Below are 20282 nucleotides of genomic sequence, written 5' to 3' on the forward strand. Positions count from 1 at the left end.
GGTTATTATAACATTTCTGTTGATTATTTATTCTAACCAGGAAATAAGCTTCGCGTTATGACGACCAGTATGAAAAATCGATCTTCGCTTCTTCGCCGCCTGGCGATCGCGGTCTCGGCAATCGGCTTCGGCCAGTCGGCCTTCGTATCGCTCGTTCCCCTGGTGATGGAGCGGCTGAGGCTCGACACGTTTGCTATCGGCGCGGCAACTGCTGTCGGCGCGGCGGCCTTTCTGGTCGGCTCGTCGCTGTGGGGTCGCATGGGCGAGCGGCTTGGCCATGCCAGGCTGCTGCGCTTGCTCGGCCTCGCCATGCTGGCCGGCCAGGCGGTGTTCGCCATTCTGCTGATAGCCGGCACGGGAGCCGCGCTGGGCATCGCTTTGCTGATGCTTTCGCGAACCGTGTACGGTTTTGCCGCGTCCGGCGTCATGCCGACGGCGCAGGTCTGGGCCAGCCGCTCGGTTGCCGATGACAGGCGACAGGCCGCGCTGGGACTGCTTGGCGCCGGCGTCAGCATGGGGCGGCTGGCCGGCGCGCTGGCGGCAACGGCTGCCGTCCTGTCGCCGCTGCTGCCGCCCATCCTGTTCCTGTTCAGCCCGCTGTTGCTGTGGCTCGCGCGGGGCAAAGGGGAAGCCGGCGGACGGACCGACGGCAGGGCGGCCGACGTCGGCCGTGGAATATCGCCCTTCGATCGCCGCGCTCTGCCTTGCCTGGCGATGGGCTTGTGCCTGACGCTCGGCTTCGGACAGGTGCAGATGATGCTCGGCCCGATGACCCAGCAGCGTTTTGGCCTTGGTGCGACGCAGGCCACGACGTTGACCGGCCTGGCCCTGATGCTGGTCGCCGTCGTCATGGTTCTGGTCCAGGGACTGCTCATGGCGCGCCTGCGGCTGGCGGAGCGCAACAGCGTCATCGTCGGCTGTCTCATGGTTTGCGTCGGCATGACGGCGCTGGCCGTCACGGCCAGCCATGTTGCCTCGGCAGCGTCTCTGGTGGTGGCAGCGGCCGGCATTGCCCTGGCTACACCCGGCTACACCGCCTGGCTGATGAAGCGCCTGGAGCCCGGCGAGCAGGGCGCGGCGGCCGGCTGGCTCACCAGCACCCATGTGCTCGGCCAGAGCATCGGCGCATTGGCCGGCGGCTTCGCCTTCACGCTCTGGCCCTTTGCGCCGCTGGCCGGCTGCGCGGCGCTGGCTCTGGCCGCCGCCGGTCTTGCAGCCATGGTTCATAAGCACTAGCGAACCCGCGCTCATTCGGCGACCTCCGGCAGCGGCATCGGCGTTCCTGGCTGGGTCTTTGCGGCATCGGCGAAATGGGCATTCAGCATGCGATAGGTCGCCACCACGGCGATGCCCGACAGCACTGTCGCCAGGGTGAACAACGCGGAGTAGCCGAGCATGTCGGCGAAGCGGCCGGCCAGCATGGAGCCGACGAGATAGACGATAAGCTGGGCGCAGGACAGGATGGTGAAATCGGTGCCGGGTTGGTCCGACGACGTGACGGACATGAACAGGCTGTAGAGCGCCACGATCTCCATGTAGCGCACCAGCGTCTGCAGGAACGAGGCGCCGAAGATCGGCCAGAAGCCGGCGATAGCGCCGAAAGCGTGCAGCGCGAAGATCAGGAAGCAGATGGTTCGCAGCGCGCCGAGCAGGCCGAGCACCGAGGCGGCGCCCCTTTTGTGCAGCAGCCATGCCGCCAGCGCCGAGCCGCCGAGCCCGACGGTGAGCGCGGCGCCGCCCGAGAGATAACCGATGATGTCGAGCGGCACGCCGGCATCGACGAGATAGGAGCCTTCCATCGACTTCACCAGCCCCTCGCTGGCGCGGTAGATGAGCGCGATCCACAGGATCTGGCGTGCCTCGGGCCGGCGCAGGAAACGCAGGATCGAGGGGCGGTCGATGGCCGCCTGCAGCGCGCTGGCGACGGGATCGGTCTCGCGCATGGCGAAGGCAGCAAACAGCGGGATGACGGACAGCGCGGCCACCATGGCCACCATGGTTTGCCAGCCGGCATGATGATAAACCAACAGGCCGAGCGTGCCGCCGAGAACGACGCCGAGCGCGAAGGCGCCGCCCTGGATCGCATTGCCGATCGGCCTGTCCTTCGGGTCGAGATATTTGGCCGCGTAGCCGTCGGTGGCGATGTCCTGGGTCGACATCAACAGGCTCACGACAAGGCCGACGGCAAAGATACCGGCGACATCGGTCGGCTCGATCCAAAGCATGGCCGCGATGCCGGCGATGACGCCGATCTGGGTGATGATGACCCAGCCGGCGCGATGGGCGCGGGCCACTGGCCGAAAGTGATCGACCAGCGGCGCCCACAGGAATTTCAGCACCAGCGGCAGCATCAGCAGCGCCATCATGCCGATGGCGGTGCGCGACACGCCTTGCTCGCGCAGGATCGGCGGGATCGTCGCGGCAAACAGATAGCTCGGGATGGCCTGCGCCAGATAAAGGCAGGCGAGAACGACGAAAAGCCGCAGGCGCGAAAGCCCGGCGGGCGCCGGCCGGTCTGTGTCGCCGCTCATTTGACATAGTCCTTCGGTGCGTAACCGTTCAGGAAGGCGCCGGCCTCCGCCCGGCTGCGGGTGACGAGCACTGGAAAGCCGAACAGGCTTTGCCAGACGCGCTGCATGTTCTCGTCGGCGGCGGTGCGCACCAGTGCGCAGGCGCGACAGATCTTTTCGAGCTGCTCGCGTTCCGCCTTGTACCAGAGGTTTTGCGCCTTGCGCTGGGCGTCGCTCAGCGCGATCTCGATGCCGATATCGACCAGCAGCACGAACGGCTCTAGTTCCTGCGAAAGGCGGCCGAGCGCCTCGATATAGCGCGCGCCATCCGCCGGATCGGCGGGCGCTTCTGCCAGCAGCGAGACCAATGCACCGTTTCGTTGGAGAGACACCGCCATCGCCGCCCTCAGAATGTGATCTGGTAGGACAGAGCGACCGAACGCCCCAGCCCCGGAACGTCGGCGCCGCGCGTCGCCGATGCGGAAGGGTTGATGTAGTAGGTGTCGAACACATTGCGCACGGCAAGGTTCAGCACGCTTTCATTGGCGAACGTCTTCGATACGGCGAGATTGACCAGCGCAGCGCCGTCCAGGTCCTGGGTGGCGATGCGGTCGCGCCCGGAAAACAGCTCCAACTCGCTGCGCAGGGTCAGCTCGTTCTCGAAACGGGTGGTGAGATAGACCAGGCCCTTGTAGGTCGAGGGGATACGGTTGTTCGGCAGATACTCGTTAGCTTCGATGTGGCCGTCGTGATCCGCATCGTATTTGCCTTCGACATAGCCGACCGATCCGCCCAGCGTAAACATGCCGCTGAGATCTGCCTCGAGATTGGCTTCCACGCCCCAGATGCGTTCCTTCTGCTGCGATACCCGGTTGTTGACGATGTCGTAGCTGACGCCGTTGTCCGAGGTCGACAGATAGGCGCTGACGCCGCCGCGATAGTCGCCCCAGTCGCCGCGCAGACCGGCTTCCCAGGTGTTCACCAGCTGGGGTTCAGGCGCGATATCGGCATAGCTGATCGCGTAATCCGGCGCGTTGGTGCACGGCAGCAGCGGCCGGATGGCGGTGCCATAGGCGTCGCAGGTTTCGGCGTTGGAGTTCAACCCGGCCCGGCGGGTGAAGCCGCCAATGTCGGTCAGGCTGTAGCCTTGCGAGAAATTGCCGAAAAGCTGCATCCTTTCGGTCAGATCGTAGACGGCGCCGGCGTTGAAGGTGACGGCGTCGTAGTCGAACGAGCCGCCGGTCACCTGGATCGCCGGCAGGCCGATAATGTTCCGGCCTAGCAGAACGGCAGCGGCAGGCCGGGTGAAGTCTTCAACGTTGAGATAAAACTGGTCGTAGCGCGCGCCGCCGCTGATGCGAAAGCGATCCGTCACCGGAATTTCGCCCTGCGCAAACAAGGCGACCGAGTTCTGGGTCGTGGGCGAGATGGCGTCCTGGCCGTTGGTCAGCTGCTGATCGGTGGCATCGAAGACGTGGTCGGCGCCCCAGGTCAGCGTGCTGCCCTGAGTGATAAAGTCCATCGGAGTGTTGACGGTCAGGTTGACGCCGCTGCGCCGCGATTGCAGCGCCGTCTGGTTGAAGTCGGCGGTCGGGTCCGTACCCGGCGGCAGGATCACCGGCCGCGTCGGGTTCGTCGGTAAATACACCTGGCTGTTGACGGCCGAGAATTTGGTAAAGGGCGACTGCTTGAAGATGTCGTTGTAGAACGCCTTGACCTCGAGGTTTCCGAGCGCGAAGTCGCTGTCGGTGTATTTGGCGGTCAGATATTTCGAATCTTCCTTCAGCGGCTTGCCTTCATAGGGATCGCCGAAATCCGGGGAGACGGGATTGGTCGTGTAATCGGTGAACCAGTCCGGCTTCTGGTTGGCATAGGTCCAGTCGACGCTGGCCTCGAAGCGCCTGGAATCGAACTGGTAGCCGGCCACGCCGAACAGATTGCCCGTGCCGGTGCGGTCGCCGCCGCCTTGGCCAAGCATGGCGTCCGAAGCCACCTCGTTGCCGTGGCCGCCATAGGTGCGACGCGACAGATCGCCGGACGCCGAGAAGAAATAGTCGAAATCGCCTTTCTTGCCCTCGACCGAGACGCTGGTGCTGGGCCCGGCCGATTTGCCGGGATTCTCGGTGAAGGCGGTGACGCCGGTGCGCACTGTCACCTTCGGCTTGTCGCTATCGCCGCGCTTGGTGATGAAGTTGATCGTGCCGCCGGTGGCCCCGGCGCCATAAAGGCTGGACGCGCCATTGATGACTTCGATGCGCTCGACCGAATTCAGGTCGATCATCGACAGGATGCGTGAGACGTCCCGCAGCGGTGTGTTGCGCGGCACACCGTCGACCATGATGAGAACGCTGCGCCCGCGGAAGGTTTCCGAAGCGCCGGAAATGGTCTGGTTGCGTGGCGCGTAGCCGGGGACGATGCGGCTGATCAGGGTCGCGGCGTCGATATTTTCCTGCGTTGCTTCCTCGACCTGTTCCTGTTCCACGACCTGGACAGACTGGGCGACGCTGGAAATCGACCTTTCATTGCGGCCGGTGACCAGGATCTGGTCGAGCACGGTGGCTCCCTGCTGGTCTGTCGGAGCGGTTTCCTGGGCAAATGCCGCGCCTGCCATAATCGACGAACCCAAAGCCGATGACCAAAGAAGCGTACTGAAAAATCTGCGCATGCTGTCCCCATCCATGCCCTGGTCCCCAGCGCCAGAGCGGAAAGGCCCAGTTATAATTCATGATAAAATGAGTCAACATTTATTTTGTGGCTTTTCAAATCAGGATTAGTCAGCGAACGGATGAGAGCCGGGTACATGAACGGCGCGCATTTTAGCCGGCACTAAGATGCTGAGTTTTCTTGACAAACGGCTTACGGGCGGCCGGCGGCGGCGTCAGCCTTTGTGCTTACAAGAAGCTCTGCGGATCGATGTCGACCTGCACGCGGACCGAGCCGCGCTGCTTCGGCCCTTCGGCCAGCATGGTTCGGATGAAGCCTTGGATGTCGGCGCGCTTTTCACCCTGGATCAGCAAACGGAAACGATGGCGCCCACCGAGCAGCGACAGCGGCGCCTCGGCCGGACCGAGCACGAACAGGTCGCTGGCCTGGGGTGCTGCACGGCGCAGGCCGCGCGCGTGGCCTTCGGCCTCGGCCCGCGTCACCGCACTGACGATGACGCCGGCAAGCCTGCCGAAGGGCGGCAGGGCTGCCCGTTCGCGCTCAGTGATCTCGCGTTCGTAAAAGGCCTCGGCATCGCCCGAGACGATCGCCCGCATCACCGGATGGTCCGGCTGGAAAGTCTGCAGCAGGCCGAGGCTCTTCTTGCCGGTGCGGCCGGCGCGGCCGGTCACCTGGCTGAGCAACTGGAAGGTGCGCTCAGCGGCGCGGGGATCGCCATTGGCGAGGCCGAGATCGGCATCGACGACACCGACCAGCGTCATGTTGGGAAAGTTATGGCCCTTGGCGACCAGCTGCGTGCCGATGACGATGTCGGCCTCGCCATTGGCAATGGCCTCGAGCTCCAGCCGCAGCCGGCGCACTCCACCCATCAAATCGGATGACAGGACGATCGTGCGCGCGTCGGGGAAATGCGCCACGACTTCTTCAGCTATCCGCTCGACGCCAGGCCCGCAGGCGACCAGATGGTCGAGCGTGCCGCATTCCGGGCAAGCCTCCGGCCGCTTCTCATTGTGCCCGCAATGATGGCAGACGAGTTGGCCGCGAAAGCGGTGCTCGACCAGCCAGGCCGAACAAACCGGGCAGCCGAAGCGGTGGCCGCAGACACGGCACAGCGTCAGCGGCGCATAGCCGCGCCGGTTGAGGAACAGCAGCGACTGCTCCTTCTTCTCCAGCGTACGTTGCATCTGGTCGATCAGCAGCGGCGACAGAAAGCCGCCGCGGGCCGGCGGCGCGCGCCGCATGTCGATCGTCTTGAGATCGGGAAGCGCGGCTTCGGCAAAGCGCGCCGACAGCACCGCCCTGCTGTAGCGGCCCTGCTGCGCATTGACCCGGCTTTCGACCGATGGCGTCGCCGACGCCAGCACCACCGGGAAGCCGCTGATATGGCCGCGCACCACCGCCATGTCGCGCGCATTGTAGAAGACGCGATCCTCCTGCTTGTAGGCGGGGTCGTGCTCCTCGTCGACGACGATCAGCCCGAGCTCGCGGAACGGCAGGAACAGCGCCGAACGCGCCCCGGCAACGACGCGCACGCCGCCTTCCGCCACCTGTCGCCAGACCTTTTCGCGCATTCGGGGCGGCAGGTCGGAATGCCATTCCGCCGGCTTGGCGCCGAAACGCTGCTGGAAGCGTTCGAGGAAGGCATGCGTCAGCGCGATCTCCGGCAGCAGGATCAACACCTGCCTGCCCTGGTCGAGGGCTGCCGCCACCGCCTCGAAATAAACTTCCGTCTTGCCCGAGCCGGTGACGCCGTCGAGCAGCGTGACGTTGAAAGCAGCGGCCGCGACATTGGCGCGCAGCATGGCGGCCGCGTCTGCCTGGTCCGGCATCAGCTCCGGCATGGCGTAGGAGGGATCGGGCGCGGCGACCACCGGTCGAGGCGGGATCATCACCGTCTCGAACACGCCTTGCGCCTTGAGTCCCTCGACCACCGTCGACGACACGCCCGCCGCGTGCGCCAGGCCGGATCGCGTCCAGGCAAGCCCCCCTTCCGCCGTCTCCAGCACGCGCGTCCTGGCATCCGTCATCCGGTCGGGCATGACGAGGGTCCGCTGCAGGCCCTCGATCCATGGTTCGGGATCGAACGCCTCCGGCGCGCGCAACAGCATGCGCGCCACCATGCCGGGCGGCGACAGCGTGTACTGCGCCACCCAGTCGACGAAGCGGCGCATGCCGCGGTCGATCGGCGGGCAGTCGAAGACCTGTTCGATCGGGCGCAGCTTTTTGGCGTCGATATTCTCGACCGCACCATCCCAGACGATGCCGGCAACCTGGCGCGGACCGAGCGGCACGCGCACGATCGAGCCCGGCACCACGCGCACGCCGGCAGGCACAGCGTAGGTGTAGGGCCGTTCGGCCGGCATCGGCACCAGCACCGGCGCGGCTGCGACAAAGGGCGAATCTTCGATCATCGGGCGTGACCTTGCCCCGACTTTGGTCTAGATCAAAGGGCAACCCGGAATGTGCATGGCATGCACATGGAAATCTTTCAGGAGACCCCCATGAAATTTTTTGTCGACACCGCTGACATCAAGGACATCAAGGAACTGAACGACCTGGGGCTGCTCGACGGCGTGACCACCAATCCCTCGCTGATCCTGAAATCCGGCGGCAAGATCGCCGAGGTCACCAAGCAGATCTGCGACATCGTCAAGGGCCCGGTTTCGGCCGAGGTCGTTGCGATCGAATACAAGGACATGATGGCCGAGGCCAACATCCTGGCCAAGATCGCCGACAATGTCTGCATCAAGGTGCCGCTGACGCTCGACGGCCTGCGCGCCTGCAAGACGATCCGCACCGAGATGAACCGCATGGTCAATGTAACGCTGTGCTTCTCGGCCAACCAGGCGCTGCTGGCGGCCAAGGCCGGCGCCTCGTTCATCTCGCCCTTCGTCGGCCGCGTCGACGATACCGGCGCGGACGGCATGGAACTGATCCAGGAGATCCGGCAGATCTACGACAATTACGATTTCGACACCGAGATCCTCGTCGCTTCGGTTCGCACCGTGAATCACGTCAAGCAGGCAGCCCTGATCGGCGCCGATGTCGTTACCGCGCCGGCCGCGACGCTGAAGGCGCTGGTCAAGCACCCGTTGACCGACAAGGGCCTGGATCAGTTCGCTGCCGACTGGGCCAAGACCGGCCAGAAGATCGGCTGAGATCGGTTCGATACAAACGAAAAAAGGCCGGGAAACCGGCCTTTTTGTTGCGGACTGCTAAAAGTCTAGTTGGCAGCGCCAGGGAATGCTCAGGCCTTCTTGCCGTGCCTGACCAAGTCCTGGGCGACCGACAGGCTCACCATTTCAGCCAGTTCACGCGCGGCGCGGTTCTCGGCGTCGAGCTGCGCCCGGTAGGAGGCGAACTCCTGCGTCGGCTTGTCGAAGGATGATGGGATCGACCGTTTGCCGGTTGCGATCACCACGCCGGTCCTGGCATCGGTCAGCACATAGTTTGCGGTCAGCGTCACCGTGCCTGCCGTCGGCTCGTCTTCGTCGGTCTGGATCTGCACCACCGCGGCCGATTCGACCAGTTCGGTGACGCCGAGATCGAGCATGTAGACCGGCGCCGGCGGCTCGCCGGCGCCTTGACCAAAGGCAAATATCAGATTGTTGCGGACCTGCTGGGCGTAGCGGGTCTTGACCGGCTTGACCGCGACCGACGCCAGTTCCGCTGAAGCGCTGAGCGTCGAGCCGGCCGTCAACGGCGCGCTGGAATAGAGCGGCCTGACCGTACAGGCCGAAACCAGCGCCATCGAAGCGACCATGCCGTACAGCGCTGCGCGGCGCAGCAAGCGCGTCGTCTTTTCCAGATCGGGCCCCATCCTTCTGAGGTCAAGCAACGACATTGACGATCCTCTGCGGCACGATGATCACCTTGCGGGGCGCCTTACCTTCCAGCGCTTTCTGCACGAAGTCGAGAGCCAGAACCGCTTTTTCGACCGCACCTTGGTCCGCGTCGCGGGCAATTGTCAAATCGCCGCGCTTCTTGCCGTTGACCTGGACCGGCAGCACGATCTCGTTGTCGACGACCAGCGCCGGATCATAGACCGGCCATGGCCGTTCGGCGACCAGATCGGTGCCGCCCAGCGTGTGCCAGCACTCTTCGGCCAAATGCGGCATGACCGGCGCGACCACATGCACAAGAATCTCCACCGCCTCGCGGCAGGCGCCTTTCAGCGCCGCGTCGGCCTTGCCCTCGGCGACGTCGTTGAGCGGCGCGGTCAAGGCATTGGCCAGTTCGTAGATGCGGGCGATGGCCCGGTTGAAGCCGAGCTTCTCGATATCCTCGCCGATAGCCTTCAGGATCTTGTGCGCGGCCTTGGAAACGGCGCCCGCCTCGCCCTCCGGCGCCGCCTGCGGCTTGGCGCCGTCAAGCGTCTCGGCGGCAATGGACACCAGGCGCCAGACACGCTGGATGAAGCGATGTGCGCCGGCGGCGCCATCGTCCGTCCACTCGACGTCGCGCTCGGGCGGCGAATCCGACAGCATGAACCAGCGTGCGGTGTCGGCGCCGTAGCCGTCGGTGATGTCTTCCGGGCTTACCGTATTCTTCTTCGACTTCGACATCTTTTCGAGCGAGCCGATCGCCGCCTCTTCGCCGGTGGCGATCTCGATGGCGCGGCGCTTGCCGCCGACATCCTCGATCCTGACCTCAGCCGGCGACAGCCAGCGGCCATTGCTCGACGCACCGCCGACGCGGTAGGTCTCATGCACCACCATGCCTTGCGTGAACAGGCCCTTGAACGGCTCGGCCAGGTCGAGATGCCCGGTCGCGCGCATGGCGCGGGTGAAGAAGCGCGAATAGAGCAGATGGAGGATCGCGTGCTCGATGCCGCCAATATACTGGTCGACGGCCAGCCAGTCATCGGCAGCCTTCGGCTCCGTCGGCTCATTGGCCCAGGGCGCTGTAAAGCGCGCGAAATACCAGGACGAATCGACGAACGTGTCCATCGTGTCGGTCTCGCGGCGCGCATCCTTGCCGCATTGCGGACACTTCACATGCCGCCAGGTCGGGTGGCGGTCGAGCGGATTGCCGGGACGGTCGAACTCGATGTCGTCGGGCAGCTTGACCGGCAGGTCGGCTTTCGGCACCGGAACCACGCCGCAATCCTCGCAATGGATCATGGGGATCGGACAGCCCCAGTAGCGCTGGCGCGAAATGCCCCAGTCGCGCAAGCGGAAGTTCACCTTGCGCTCCGCCATTGGCCGCCCGCCTATGGTTTTCTGCTCCAGGAGCTTTGCCACCTCGTCGAACGCCTGCTCCGGCTTCATGCCGTCGAGGAAACGCGAATTGATCATCACGCCGTCATCGACATAGGCGTCTTCCGTGACCTGGAAGGTTTTGGCGTCGGCATCTTCCGGCATCACCACCGGGATCACCGGCAGGCCGTATCTGTTGGCGAAATCGAGGTCGCGCTGGTCGCCCGACGGGCAGCCGAATATGGCGCCGGTGCCGTATTCCATCAAAACGAAATTCGCGACGTAGACCGGCAGGGTCCACGAGTCGTCGAACGGATGCACGACGCGGATGCCGGTGTCGAAACCTTTCTTCTCGGCCGTCTCCAGTGCGGCCACCGACGTGCCCATATGTCTGATTTCTTCGATGAACTTGGCCAGTTCGACATTGCTCTCGGCGGCCTTCCTGGCCAGCGGATGATCGGCGGCGACCGCCATGAAGGAGGCGCCGAAAATGGTGTCGGGCCTGGTCGTGTAGACTTCCAGCTCGCTCGTGTCGCCACCAATCTTGCTAGAACTTGGCTCTGCCAGCGGCCAGCGGACCAGCAGCCCTTCCGAGCGGCCGATCCAGTTCTGCTGCATCAGCTTGACCTTTTCCGGCCACTCGCCGAGACCGTTCAGCGAATCCAGCAAGTCCTGCGCGTAATCGGTGATCTTGAAGAACCACTGCGTCAACTCACGCTGTTCGACCAGCGCGCCCGAGCGCCAGCCGCGCCCGTCGATGACCTGCTCGTTGGCGAGCACCGTCATATCCTCCGGGTCCCAGTTGACCTTGGAGGATTTGCGCGTCACCAGCCCCTTCTCGACGAAATCGAGGAACAGCATCTGCTGGCGGTGGTAATAGTCGACGTCGCAGGTGGCGAACTCGCGCGCCCAGTCCAGCGACAGGCCCATCATCTTGAGCTGCTCGCGCATGGCGGCGATGTTGGCGTAGGTCCATTCCTTGGGATGGACCTTGTTCTGCATCGCCGCGTTTTCGGCCGGCATGCCGAAAGCGTCCCAGCCCATCGGGTGCAGCACGTTGAAACCCTTGGCCCGCTTGTAGCGCGCCACCACGTCGCCCATCGTGTAGTTGCGGGTGTGGCCGATATGGATCTTCCCCGAGGGATAGGGGAACATCTCCAGCACGTAGTATTTCGGCTTCGGATCGTCGTTATGCGCTTCGAACAGCTTCTTTTCGGCCCAGGCCTTCTGCCATTTGGGCTCTGACGCGCGCGGATTGTATCGTTCGGTTGCCATCGGATGATTTTCACTTAAAAGCAGGCGCAGACCGCCGGACAAGGCCCGGTGGCCGAGGTAAATGTCGTCGCGGTGTTCACCATGGATTGCCGGACCCGTCAACTGCGGCGAGCCGGCCAAGACGATTAAAGACAGGCAGGATATGGGCATGGCCAGCGCCGTCGAACAGTTTTTCGCCGTCAAGACGAGGATCGCTGCCGCCGAGCGCGAGGCCGGCCGTGACGCCGGTTCGGTGACGCTGGTTGCGGTGTCGAAGACTTTTGAGACCGACGTCATCCGCCCGGTCATCGAGGCTGGCCAGCGCGTCTTCGGCGAAAACCGCGTGCAGGAAGCGCAAGGCAAATGGCCGGCCTTGAAAGCGGAATTCCCTAATATCGAACTGCATCTGATCGGCCCGCTGCAGTCGAACAAGGCGAGGGAAGCCGTCGCTCTCGCCGACGTCATCGAGACCGTCGACCGCGAAAAGCTCGCCGCCGAGCTCGCCAAGGAAATCGTGCGCCAGGGCCGCACGCCAAAGCTTTATGTCCAGGTCAATACCGGTTCGGAGCCGCAAAAGGCCGGCATCGAGCCGCGCGACGCCGTCGCCTTCGTCGCCCGCTGCCGCGATGTCCATGGCCTCGCCATCGAAGGCCTGATGTGCATCCCGCCGGCCGACGAAAACCCCGGCCCGCATTTCGCCTTGCTGGAAAAGCTCGGCAAAGAGGCCGGAGTCGCAAAACTGTCGATGGGCATGTCCGGCGACTTCGAGACCGCCATAGCCTTCGGCGCCACCAGCGTCCGCGTCGGCTCGGCGATTTTCGGCGGCCGATAAACCTCGGTGATCTCGCCGCCCTAACAGTAGCATTGTTGCTGCATCGCTGCAGCGATGCTATATCTAGCCAAGCTAGCTAGGTACCTTCCATGAACTGGCATCTGCAGGACGCAAAAAACAATCTCTCGAAGCTGGTTCAGCAGGCTCGTGAAAAGGGCCCGCAGACCATCACCTTGCGTGGAAAGCCCGCTGCTGTCGTGTTGGCCGCTGAAGAATACGAAAGGCTCGTCGGCTCTAAGCCCTCACTTGCGGAATACCTTCTTTCCGGTCCCGAATGGGACGACGACTTCGTCGAAGAGGTCAATCGCCGCTCCAAGGGGCCCGGCCGAGACGTGGACCTCTGATGTTTCTTCTGGACACGAACGTCGTGTCGGATGCGCGAAAGCGAGGGGGGCCAGTGGCGGATTGGATAATCAAGCAAGAGCGCCAGTCTCTGTTTCTAAGCGTCATCACGCTCGGTGAAATCGCACGCGGAATCGAAATGAAGCGGCGAAACGACCCCGACACTGCAAACCATTTAGCAACGTGGTTCCACGGTCTGCGCCACAGCTACGAAAACCGAATTCTCGGCATAGACGAGAACATCGCTGCCCAATGGGGTCGCATCTCCGCGATCCGCACGCGCGGCGACGCAGATGGGCTTATAGCCGCGACGGCGCTCTTCCACGATCTCATACTGGTCACACGCAACGTCGCCGATTTCGACGATACTGCCGTCACAATGTTCAACCCTTGGGAAGCCTGACCCGCCTGTGTTGATCCGGTGTTGGGTCGGCCGCAGGTTGTGCCAGAGCCGGCCCATCATTGTGCCACCACTGGAAACGAAACGCACCGTTCCTATTTGCTTGGCGTCATCACCAATCTGCTGGAGCCGCCACCATGCGCTACAATCAACTCGGAAATACGGGGATGTTCGTCTCCGAACTGTGCCTCGGCACCATGACCTTCGGCGCCGCCGGCGAGAATGCCCAATGGGGCCTGATCGCCAGCCTCGACCAGAAGGGCGTCAACGACATCGTTGCCCGTTCCATCGCCGCCGGCGTCAATTTCTTCGACACGGCCGACGTCTATTCATTCGGCCAGTCCGAACGCCTGCTTGGCCAGTCGCTCAAGGATCTTGGCGTCAAACGCTCGGACGTCGTCATTGCCACCAAGGTGCATGGCGCCATGGGCCAGGGCCCGAACGAGCGCGGCTCTTCGCGCGGCCACATCATGGATTCGGTCGAGGGCAGCCTGGAGCGGCTGCAGCTAGACCATATCGATCTCTACCAGCTGCACGGCACCGACACCGTGACGCCAGTCGACGAGACGCTGCGGGCGCTCGACGATCTCGTTGCCAGCGGTAAGGTCCGCTATGTCGGCGTCTCCAACTGGGCGGCCTGGCGCATCGCCAAGGCGCTGGGCGTTGCCGAGCGCAAGGGATTTTCCCGCTTCGAGACCATCCAGTCCTATTACTCGATCGCCGGCCGCGACCTCGAGCGCGAGATCGTGCCGCTCATCAACGAGGAAAAGCTCGGCCTGATGGTCTGGTCGCCAATGGCCGGCGGCCTGCTGTCGGGCAAATACGGCCCCGGCGCGCCCAGCAATGGCGAAGGCCGCCGCGCCGCCTTCAACTTCCCGCCGGTCGATGAGGACCGCGCCTGGGCGGCTGTCGCCGTGATGCGCGAGATCGCCCAGAAGCACGGCGTCAGCGTCGCCACGGTGGCGCTCGGCTATGTCCTGGCCAAACCTTTCGTCATGAGCGTCATCATCGGCGCCAGCCGCATGGAGCAGCTCGAGCAGAACCTTGCCGCGGCCGAGGTGAAGCTCGACGCCGACGATCTCGCCAGACTGGATGAGGTCAGCGCGCTGCCGGCCGAATATCCCGGCTGGATGCTGGAGCGTCAGGGCGCCGGTCGCCGCCCGGCGCCGTTCACCCCGAAGAAATAGTCACCGCTGTCGCCTGATGCTTGGGGGGTCATCTGGCTCCCCAACGTCTTTTCAGCTCATCCGCACGCTCTCGACCAGAAAGTCGAGAAACGCCCGCACCCGTGCGGGCAAATGCCGGCCCTGGCCGACATAGACGGCGTGGGTAGGCTCCCCGTCGCCCGGATTGAAATCCTCCAGCAGCGCCGTCAGCCGCCCCGCCGCGATGTCATCGGCCACATGCCAGTGTGCCAGCCGGGCGATGCCGGCGCCGCCGACCGCCATCAACCGCATCGACTCGCCATCGCCGACCAGCGTGTTTCCGGTGATCGGCACCATGACGGCGTTCCCGGTTGCATCGACAAACGACCAGCCATCGACATGCCGGACAAAGCCGAAAGCCATGCGATTGTGCCGGTCGAGATCTGCTGGAACCAGCGGCGTGCCATGTGCCTTGAGATAGGACGGTGCGGCAACGACTGTCATCCGGCTTTGCCCGAGCTTGCGCGCCACCAGCCGCGACTCGCCGAGCGGCCCGGCACGGATGGCGACGTCGGCACGTTCAGCCATCAGATCGATGACGCTGTCGGTCAGCACCAGATCGACCGAAATCCCGGGGTAGCGTTCGAGGAAATCAGGCAGCAGCGGGATCAGCCGATGCACCCCGAAGGGCACATAGGAGTTGACGCGCAGCCGTCCGCGCGGCGCGGCACCCACGGCGGCCTCGCGCTCGGCCGCCGCCATATCGGCCAGGATGCGCACCCCGCTGTCATAGAACGCCGTCCCTTCCGGCGTCAGCTGCAGCTTGCGCGTGGTGCGGGTGACCAGCCGCGCGCCGAGCCTTGCCTCCAGTCGCGCGATCAGCTTGCTCACCGCCGACGGTGTCATACGCAGCGAACGAGCCGCAGCCGAGAAGCTGCCCGCCTCGACGACGCGGACGAACACTTCGATCTCGCCGGAACGGTTGATATCGGGTCTGGCCATCTGTGAATCTATTTCACAGGAAATATGCCCAAGGCAAGTCTGGTTCACAAGACATGGCAACACGATCTCTGCGGTCGGGGCGCGGGTCTGGACAGCGCGCTCGTTCGAGTTCGAACTGGAAACCGCCATGCCTCTTGCCCTCTACGCCCTCGCTGCCGGCGCCTTCGGCATCGGTGTCACCGAATTCGTCATCATGGGGCTGCTGATCGATGTCAGCAAAGATCTCGGTCTCGATCTCGGCCGCCGGCCAGTTGATTTCGGGCTACGCGTTGGGCGTCGTCATCGGCGCGCCGCTTTTGACCATCGCCACCGGCAACTGGCCCCGCAAGACCGTCCTTCTGGCCCTTATGGCGATCTTCACGCTCGGCAACCTCGCCTGTGCGATCGCCCCCGACTACTGGACGCTGATGGGCGCCCGCATCATCACCGCCTTTGCCCATGGCACTTTCTTTGGCGTCGGCTCGGTGGTCGCCACCGGCCTGGTCGCGCCCAACAAGAAAGCCTCGGCGATCGCGCTGATGTTCACCGGCCTGACTATCGCCAACATCCTCGGCGTGCCCTTCGGCACCTGGCTCGGCCAGACCTTCGGCTGGCGCACCACCTTCTGGGCCGTAACCGTGGTCGGCTTGGCAGCCTTTGCCGTCATCCTGCTTCTGGTGCCGCGCAGCAAGGAAGCGCCCGAGAAGACCAATCTGCGCGCCGACCTCGCCGTGCTGCGCCGCACGCCGGTGCTGCTCGGCCTCGCCACCACCGTGCTCGGCTACGCCGGCGTCTTCGCCGTCTTCACCTACATCGCCCCGCTGCTCACCGAGATCACCGGTTTTGGGGAAGCCGCCGTGTCGCCGATCCTGCTCGTCTTCGGCGGCGGTCTTATCGCCGGCAATCTGCTTGGCGGCAAGGTCGCCGACCGCTGGTTGGCCACCATGACCTTCGCCGTCCACAGCCAAATCCTGCCGTCATCTATGTCGGCCTGCTTGGTGCCGCCGCCTTCGCCACCGTGGCGCCGCTGCAGATGTGGGTGCTGGAAAAGGCGCAAGGCGCGGGCCAGAGCCTCGCCTCCTCCTTCAACATCGCCGCCTTCAACCTCGGCAATGCCGCCGGCGCTTGGCTTGGCGGCGCGGTGATTGCCCATGACCTCGGCCTCGGCTCACTAACCTGGATCGCCGCTTTGCTGCCGGTCGCGGCTCTTGGCGTCGCTGCCCTGGCGCTGCGCCTCGATCGCGCCCCCACAATCGGGGTGCCGGTCTGCGCCCAGTCATGAGCATCACGCGCAATCCTTCTTCGACATCATCAAGGAGCATAAAATGGATTATCGACGTCTCGGCGCATCGGGCCTGAAAGTGCCCGCACTCTCTTTCGGCGCCGGCACTTTCGGCGGCTCCGGGCCGCTGTTCGGGGCCTGGGGCAACAGCGATGCCAAGGAAGCGCGGCGGCTGATCGACATCTGCCTCGAGGCCGGCGTCAATCTGTTCGACACCGCCGATGTCTATTCGAACGGCGCCTCCGAGGAAGTGCTTGGCGAAGCCATCAAAGGCCGCCGCGACGCGGTGCTGATCTCGACCAAGACTTCGCTGCCGATGGGCGACAGACCGGCCGACTACGGCTCGTCGCGCTCGCGGCTGATCAAAGCCGTCGACGCCGCCCTGAAGCGCATGGGCACCGATTACATCGACCTGTTGCAGCTGCACGCCTTCGATGCCGGCACGCCGATCGAGGAGGTGTTGTCGACGCTGGACGACCTCGTGCGCGCCGGCAAGCTGCGCTATGTCGGCGTCTCCAACTTCTCCGGCTGGCAGGTGATGAAATCGCTGGCGGAAGCTGACAAGCATGCTTATCCGCGCTACGCCGCGCATCAGGTCTACTACTCGCTGGTCGGTCGCGACTATGAATGGGAGCTGATGCCGCTCGGTATCGACCAGGGCATCGGCGCGCTGGTGTGGAGCCCGCTCGGCTGGGGCCGCCTGACCGGCAAGATCCGCCGCGGCCAGCCCCTGCCGGAAAAGAGCCGGCTGCACGACACCGCCGATTTCGGCCCGCCGGTCGCGGACCAACATCTCTACCGGGTCATGGATGCGCTTGATGCAATGGCTGAAGAGACCGGCAAGACCGTGCCGCAGATCGCCATCAACTGGCTCTTGCAGCGCCCGACCGTGTCCTCGGTCATCATCGGCGCCCGCAACGAGGAACAGCTGCGCCAGAACCTCGGCGCCGTCGGCTGGGCGTTGACGCCGGAGCAGGTCAAAAAGCTCGACAAGGCAAGCGAAGTGACCGCGCCCTACCCGTACTTCCCCTATCACCGCCAGGAAGGTTTCGCCCGGCTGAACCCGCCTGCGGTGTGATCGCCGACGTTGAAGCTGCCAATCTCCCCCCTCGCGGGGGAGATCAGCTATACTGCCGCTCAGTGCAGCACGAACTCCCCATCCACCTTCCGCCATTCGTTCGGCGCGATCAGCTTCTGGTGCGTGTAGCTGATCGAATGCAGCGGCCCGTCGAGCCTGGCCTTCCAGAACTCGATGAACTTGATCAGCACCGGAAACTTCGGCGCCAGATCGTAATCCTGCCAGATGAAGCTCTGCAGCAGATGCGGGTGGTCGGGAAAATGGTACAGAATCTTGGCCGTGGTCAGGCCATACCCCTTGAGCATCAGGTCCATTTCGGAATGATCGCGCATGACAGCCCCTTGGCCTAGTTGATTCTCCATTCCTCCCAACACCGAATTGTGCGCGCCGTTCCTTAACTGTCTATGATTTTCCTGATCCCAGTCGGGTTTTATGCACGAAAACATGCAGTTAGCAGCGACCGCTGCCGAGTGCTGATACAACCGAAACGGGAGCTGCGGCATCCCGCCACGCGAATCCAACGTCTAATGTTGCCGTCAGCGCGGAACTGTTAATAATGCCGCCGAATTCGCGGCTGCGTCGCCGTGATCCTGGCTGTGGTCAAGCCGGCGGGGTGGTTTGGGAGGAAAGTGAAGACATGTCCGAGGTGAAGATCCACCGCGTCCAGCCGGCGTGGAAGAAGAACGCGCTGATGGACAACGACACCTACCTCAAATGGTATGCCGACAGCGTGAAGAATCCGGACAAGTTCTGGGGCAAGCACGGCAAGCGCATCGACTGGTTCAAGCCGTTCAGCAAGGTCAAGAACACCTCCTTCGAGGGCAAGGTCTCGATCAAATGGTTCGAGGACGGCGAAACCAACGTCTCCTATAACTGCATCGACCGCCATTTGAAGAAGCGCGGCAACCAGACCGCCATCATCTGGGAAGGCGACAATCCCTACGACGACAAGAAGGTCACCTACAACGAACTTTACGAGCATGTCTGCCGGCTCGCCAATGTGATGAAGAAGCACGGCGTCAGGAAGGGCGACCGCGTCACCATCTACATGCCGATGATCCCGGAAGCCGCCTACGCGATGCTGGCTTGCACCCGCATCGGCGCCATCCACTCGATCGTCTTCGGCGGCTTTTCACCGGACGCGCTGGCCGGCCGCATCGATGACTGCAAGTCGACCTTCGTCATCACCGCCGACGAAGGCCTGCGCGGCGGCAAGCCGATCCCGCTGAAGGAAAACACCGACAGAGCGATCGAAATCGCCGCCAAGGCCGGCACCAAGGTCGATAAGGTGGTCGTCGTTCGCCGCACCGGCGGCAAGACCGGCTGGGTCCAGGGACGCGACATCTGGTACCATGACGAGATCGCCACGGTGAAAGGCGACTGCAAGCCGGAGAAGATGAAGGCCGAGGATCCGCTGTTCATCCTCTATACCTCAGGCTCGACCGGCAAGCCGAAGGGCGTGCTGCACACCACCGCCGGCTATCTCGTCTATGTCTCGATGACCCACCAATATGTCTTCGACTACCATGATGGCGATATCTACTGGTGCACCGCCGATGTCGGTTGGGTCACCGGCCACAGCTACATCGTCTATGGCCCGCTCGCCAACGGCGCCACCACGCTGATGTTCGAGGGCGTGCCGAACTACCCCTCGCAGTCGCGCTTCTGGGAAGTCATCGACAAGCACAAGGTCAACATCTTCTACACCGCGCCGACGGCACTGCGCGCGCTGATGGGCGCCGGCGACGAACCGGTGAAGAAGACCTCGCGCAAGTCGCTGCGCGTGCTGGGCTCGGTCGGCGAACCGATCAATCCGGAAGCCTGGGAGTGGTATTTCAACATCGTCGGCAACGGCAAGGTGCCGATCGTCGACACCTGGTGGCAGACCGAGACCGGCGGCATCCTGATCACGCCGCTGCCCGGCGCCACCGACCTCAAGGCCGGCTCGGCGACGCGGCCCTTCTTCGGCATCAAACCGCAGCTGGTCGACGGCGAAGGCAAGGTGCTGGAAGGGGCGGCCGACGGCAATCTCTGCATTGCCGATTCCTGGCCCGGCCAGATGCGCACCGTCTATGGCGATCACGACCGCTTCGTGCAGACCTATTTCTCCACCTACAAGGGCAAATACTTCACCGGAGACGGCTGTCGCCGCGACGCCGATGGCTATTACTGGATCACTGGCCGCGTTGACGACGTCATCAACGTTTCCGGCCACCGCATGGGAACGGCCGAGGTCGAATCGGCGCTCGTCAGCCATGAGAAGGTGTCGGAAGCAGCTGTCGTCGGCTATCCCCACGACATCAAGGGCCAGGGCATCTACAGCTACGTTACCTTGATGAAAGGCGTGGAGCCGAGCGAGGAACTGCGCAAGGAGCTCGTGGCCCATGTCCGCAAGGAGATCGGCGCCATCGCCTCGCCCGACAAGCTGCAGTTCGCGCCCGGACTGCCGAAAACCCGCTCCGGCAAGATCATGCGCCGTATCCTGCGCAAGATCGCCGAGGACGATTTTTCCGCACTCGGCGATACCTCGACACTGGCCGATCCGGCCGTGGTCGATGATCTGATCGCCAACCGCCAGAACAAGAAGGGCTGAGGG

16 protein-coding genes and 1 pseudogene are annotated in these 20282 nt (G+C 63.9%); 9 read left to right on the top strand and 8 right to left on the bottom strand.

The genetic code is table 11. The features are described 5' to 3' along the window. The first annotated feature begins 69 nt into the window (after positions 1-69). Complete coding sequence (locus tag NKK50_RS22125; protein WP_352543857.1) at positions 70-1236, top strand: MFS transporter; 1167 nt, start codon at positions 70-72, stop codon at positions 1234-1236. Positions 1237-1247: 11 nt separating this feature from the next. Here the strand turns inward: NKK50_RS22125 and NKK50_RS22130 are convergent, their stop codons facing one another. The 4 genes from NKK50_RS22130 to NKK50_RS22145 all read right to left on the bottom strand — a co-directional run bounded on the left by NKK50_RS22130 (position 1248) and on the right by NKK50_RS22145 (position 7585). Then, positions 1248-2531, bottom strand: coding sequence for an MFS transporter (locus tag NKK50_RS22130; protein ID WP_352543858.1), 1284 nt, complete (start codon positions 2529-2531; stop codon positions 1248-1250). Next, positions 2528-2908, bottom strand: coding sequence for a hypothetical protein (locus tag NKK50_RS22135; RefSeq protein ID WP_155923622.1), 381 nt, complete (start codon positions 2906-2908; stop codon positions 2528-2530). Before NKK50_RS22135 ends, NKK50_RS22130 begins: the two co-directional genes overlap by 4 nt. 8 nt (positions 2909-2916) lie before the next feature. Further along, entirely contained in the window at positions 2917-5121 is a 2205-nt protein-coding gene (locus NKK50_RS22140) for a TonB-dependent receptor (RefSeq protein WP_050591331.1), read from the bottom strand. A 280-nt stretch (positions 5122-5401) separates the two neighbouring features. Beyond that, on the bottom strand, positions 5402-7585 hold the full coding sequence (locus NKK50_RS22145; RefSeq protein WP_023684089.1) for a primosomal protein N': 2184 nt from the start codon (positions 7583-7585) through the stop codon (positions 5402-5404). Between the two features lie 90 nt (positions 7586-7675). Between NKK50_RS22145 and fsa the strand changes: the two genes are divergently transcribed. After that, on the top strand, positions 7676-8332 hold the full coding sequence (gene fsa, locus NKK50_RS22150; protein ID WP_023684088.1) for a fructose-6-phosphate aldolase: 657 nt from the start codon (positions 7676-7678) through the stop codon (positions 8330-8332). 89 nt (positions 8333-8421) lie between these two features. On the opposite strand, the gene NKK50_RS22155 is transcribed toward fsa, so the two are convergent. Together NKK50_RS22155 and leuS are read right to left on the bottom strand one after the other, a co-directional pair. Beyond that, a complete protein-coding gene (locus NKK50_RS22155; RefSeq protein ID WP_023750361.1) occupies positions 8422-9018 on the bottom strand; it encodes an LPS assembly lipoprotein LptE in 597 nt (198 codons plus the stop codon). Next, on the bottom strand, positions 9005-11647 hold the full coding sequence (gene leuS, locus NKK50_RS22160; protein WP_031204737.1) for a leucine--tRNA ligase: 2643 nt from the start codon (positions 11645-11647) through the stop codon (positions 9005-9007). The genes NKK50_RS22155 and leuS overlap by 14 nt, the downstream gene beginning before the upstream one ends. A gap of 148 nt (positions 11648-11795) precedes the next feature. Here leuS and NKK50_RS22165 point away from each other — a divergent pair, with 148 nt between their 5' ends. The 4 genes from NKK50_RS22165 (at position 11796) to NKK50_RS22180 (ending at position 14387) form a co-directional block, all read left to right on the top strand. After that, complete coding sequence (locus NKK50_RS22165) at positions 11796-12458, top strand: YggS family pyridoxal phosphate-dependent enzyme (protein ID WP_023745345.1); 663 nt, start codon at positions 11796-11798, stop codon at positions 12456-12458. Between the two features lie 89 nt (positions 12459-12547). Beyond that, positions 12548-12802, top strand: a complete 255-nt coding sequence (locus tag NKK50_RS22170; RefSeq protein WP_023684084.1) for a type II toxin-antitoxin system Phd/YefM family antitoxin — start codon at positions 12548-12550, stop codon at positions 12800-12802. Then, entirely contained in the window at positions 12802-13203 is a 402-nt protein-coding gene (locus NKK50_RS22175) for a type II toxin-antitoxin system VapC family toxin (RefSeq protein ID WP_023684083.1), read from the top strand. Before NKK50_RS22170 ends, NKK50_RS22175 begins: the two co-directional genes overlap by 1 nt. Before the next feature lie 134 nt (positions 13204-13337). Further along, on the top strand, positions 13338-14387 hold the full coding sequence (locus NKK50_RS22180; RefSeq protein ID WP_352499945.1) for an aldo/keto reductase: 1050 nt from the start codon (positions 13338-13340) through the stop codon (positions 14385-14387). Positions 14388-14438: 51 nt separating this feature from the next. Here the strand turns inward: NKK50_RS22180 and NKK50_RS22185 are convergent, their stop codons facing one another. Continuing rightward, positions 14439-15347, bottom strand: coding sequence for a LysR family transcriptional regulator (locus NKK50_RS22185; protein ID WP_023745346.1), 909 nt, complete (start codon positions 15345-15347; stop codon positions 14439-14441). A gap of 127 nt (positions 15348-15474) precedes the next feature. Between NKK50_RS22185 and NKK50_RS22190 the strand changes: the two are divergent. After that, positions 15475-16608 (top strand): annotated as a pseudogene (locus NKK50_RS22190) (MFS transporter). Positions 16609-16651: 43 nt separating this feature from the next. Then, complete coding sequence (locus NKK50_RS22195; RefSeq protein ID WP_352543859.1) at positions 16652-17686, top strand: aldo/keto reductase; 1035 nt, start codon at positions 16652-16654, stop codon at positions 17684-17686. Between the two features lie 59 nt (positions 17687-17745). Here NKK50_RS22195 and NKK50_RS22200 read toward each other — a convergent pair whose 3' ends face one another. Beyond that, a complete protein-coding gene (locus NKK50_RS22200; protein ID WP_023668649.1) occupies positions 17746-18018 on the bottom strand; it encodes an usg protein in 273 nt (90 codons plus the stop codon). 305 nt (positions 18019-18323) lie between these two features. On the opposite strand from NKK50_RS22200, the gene acs reads away from it, so the two are divergent. Then, positions 18324-20279 carry an acetate--CoA ligase gene (acs, locus tag NKK50_RS22205; RefSeq protein ID WP_352444795.1) on the top strand — a complete coding sequence of 652 codons (1956 nt, stop codon included), beginning with the start codon at positions 18324-18326 and terminating at the stop codon, positions 20277-20279. Positions 20280-20282: the final 3 nt, after the last annotated feature.

The organism is Mesorhizobium sp. M0001 (assembly GCF_040324255.1).
In the GTDB taxonomy this organism is placed as follows: domain Bacteria; phylum Pseudomonadota; class Alphaproteobacteria; order Rhizobiales; family Rhizobiaceae; genus Mesorhizobium.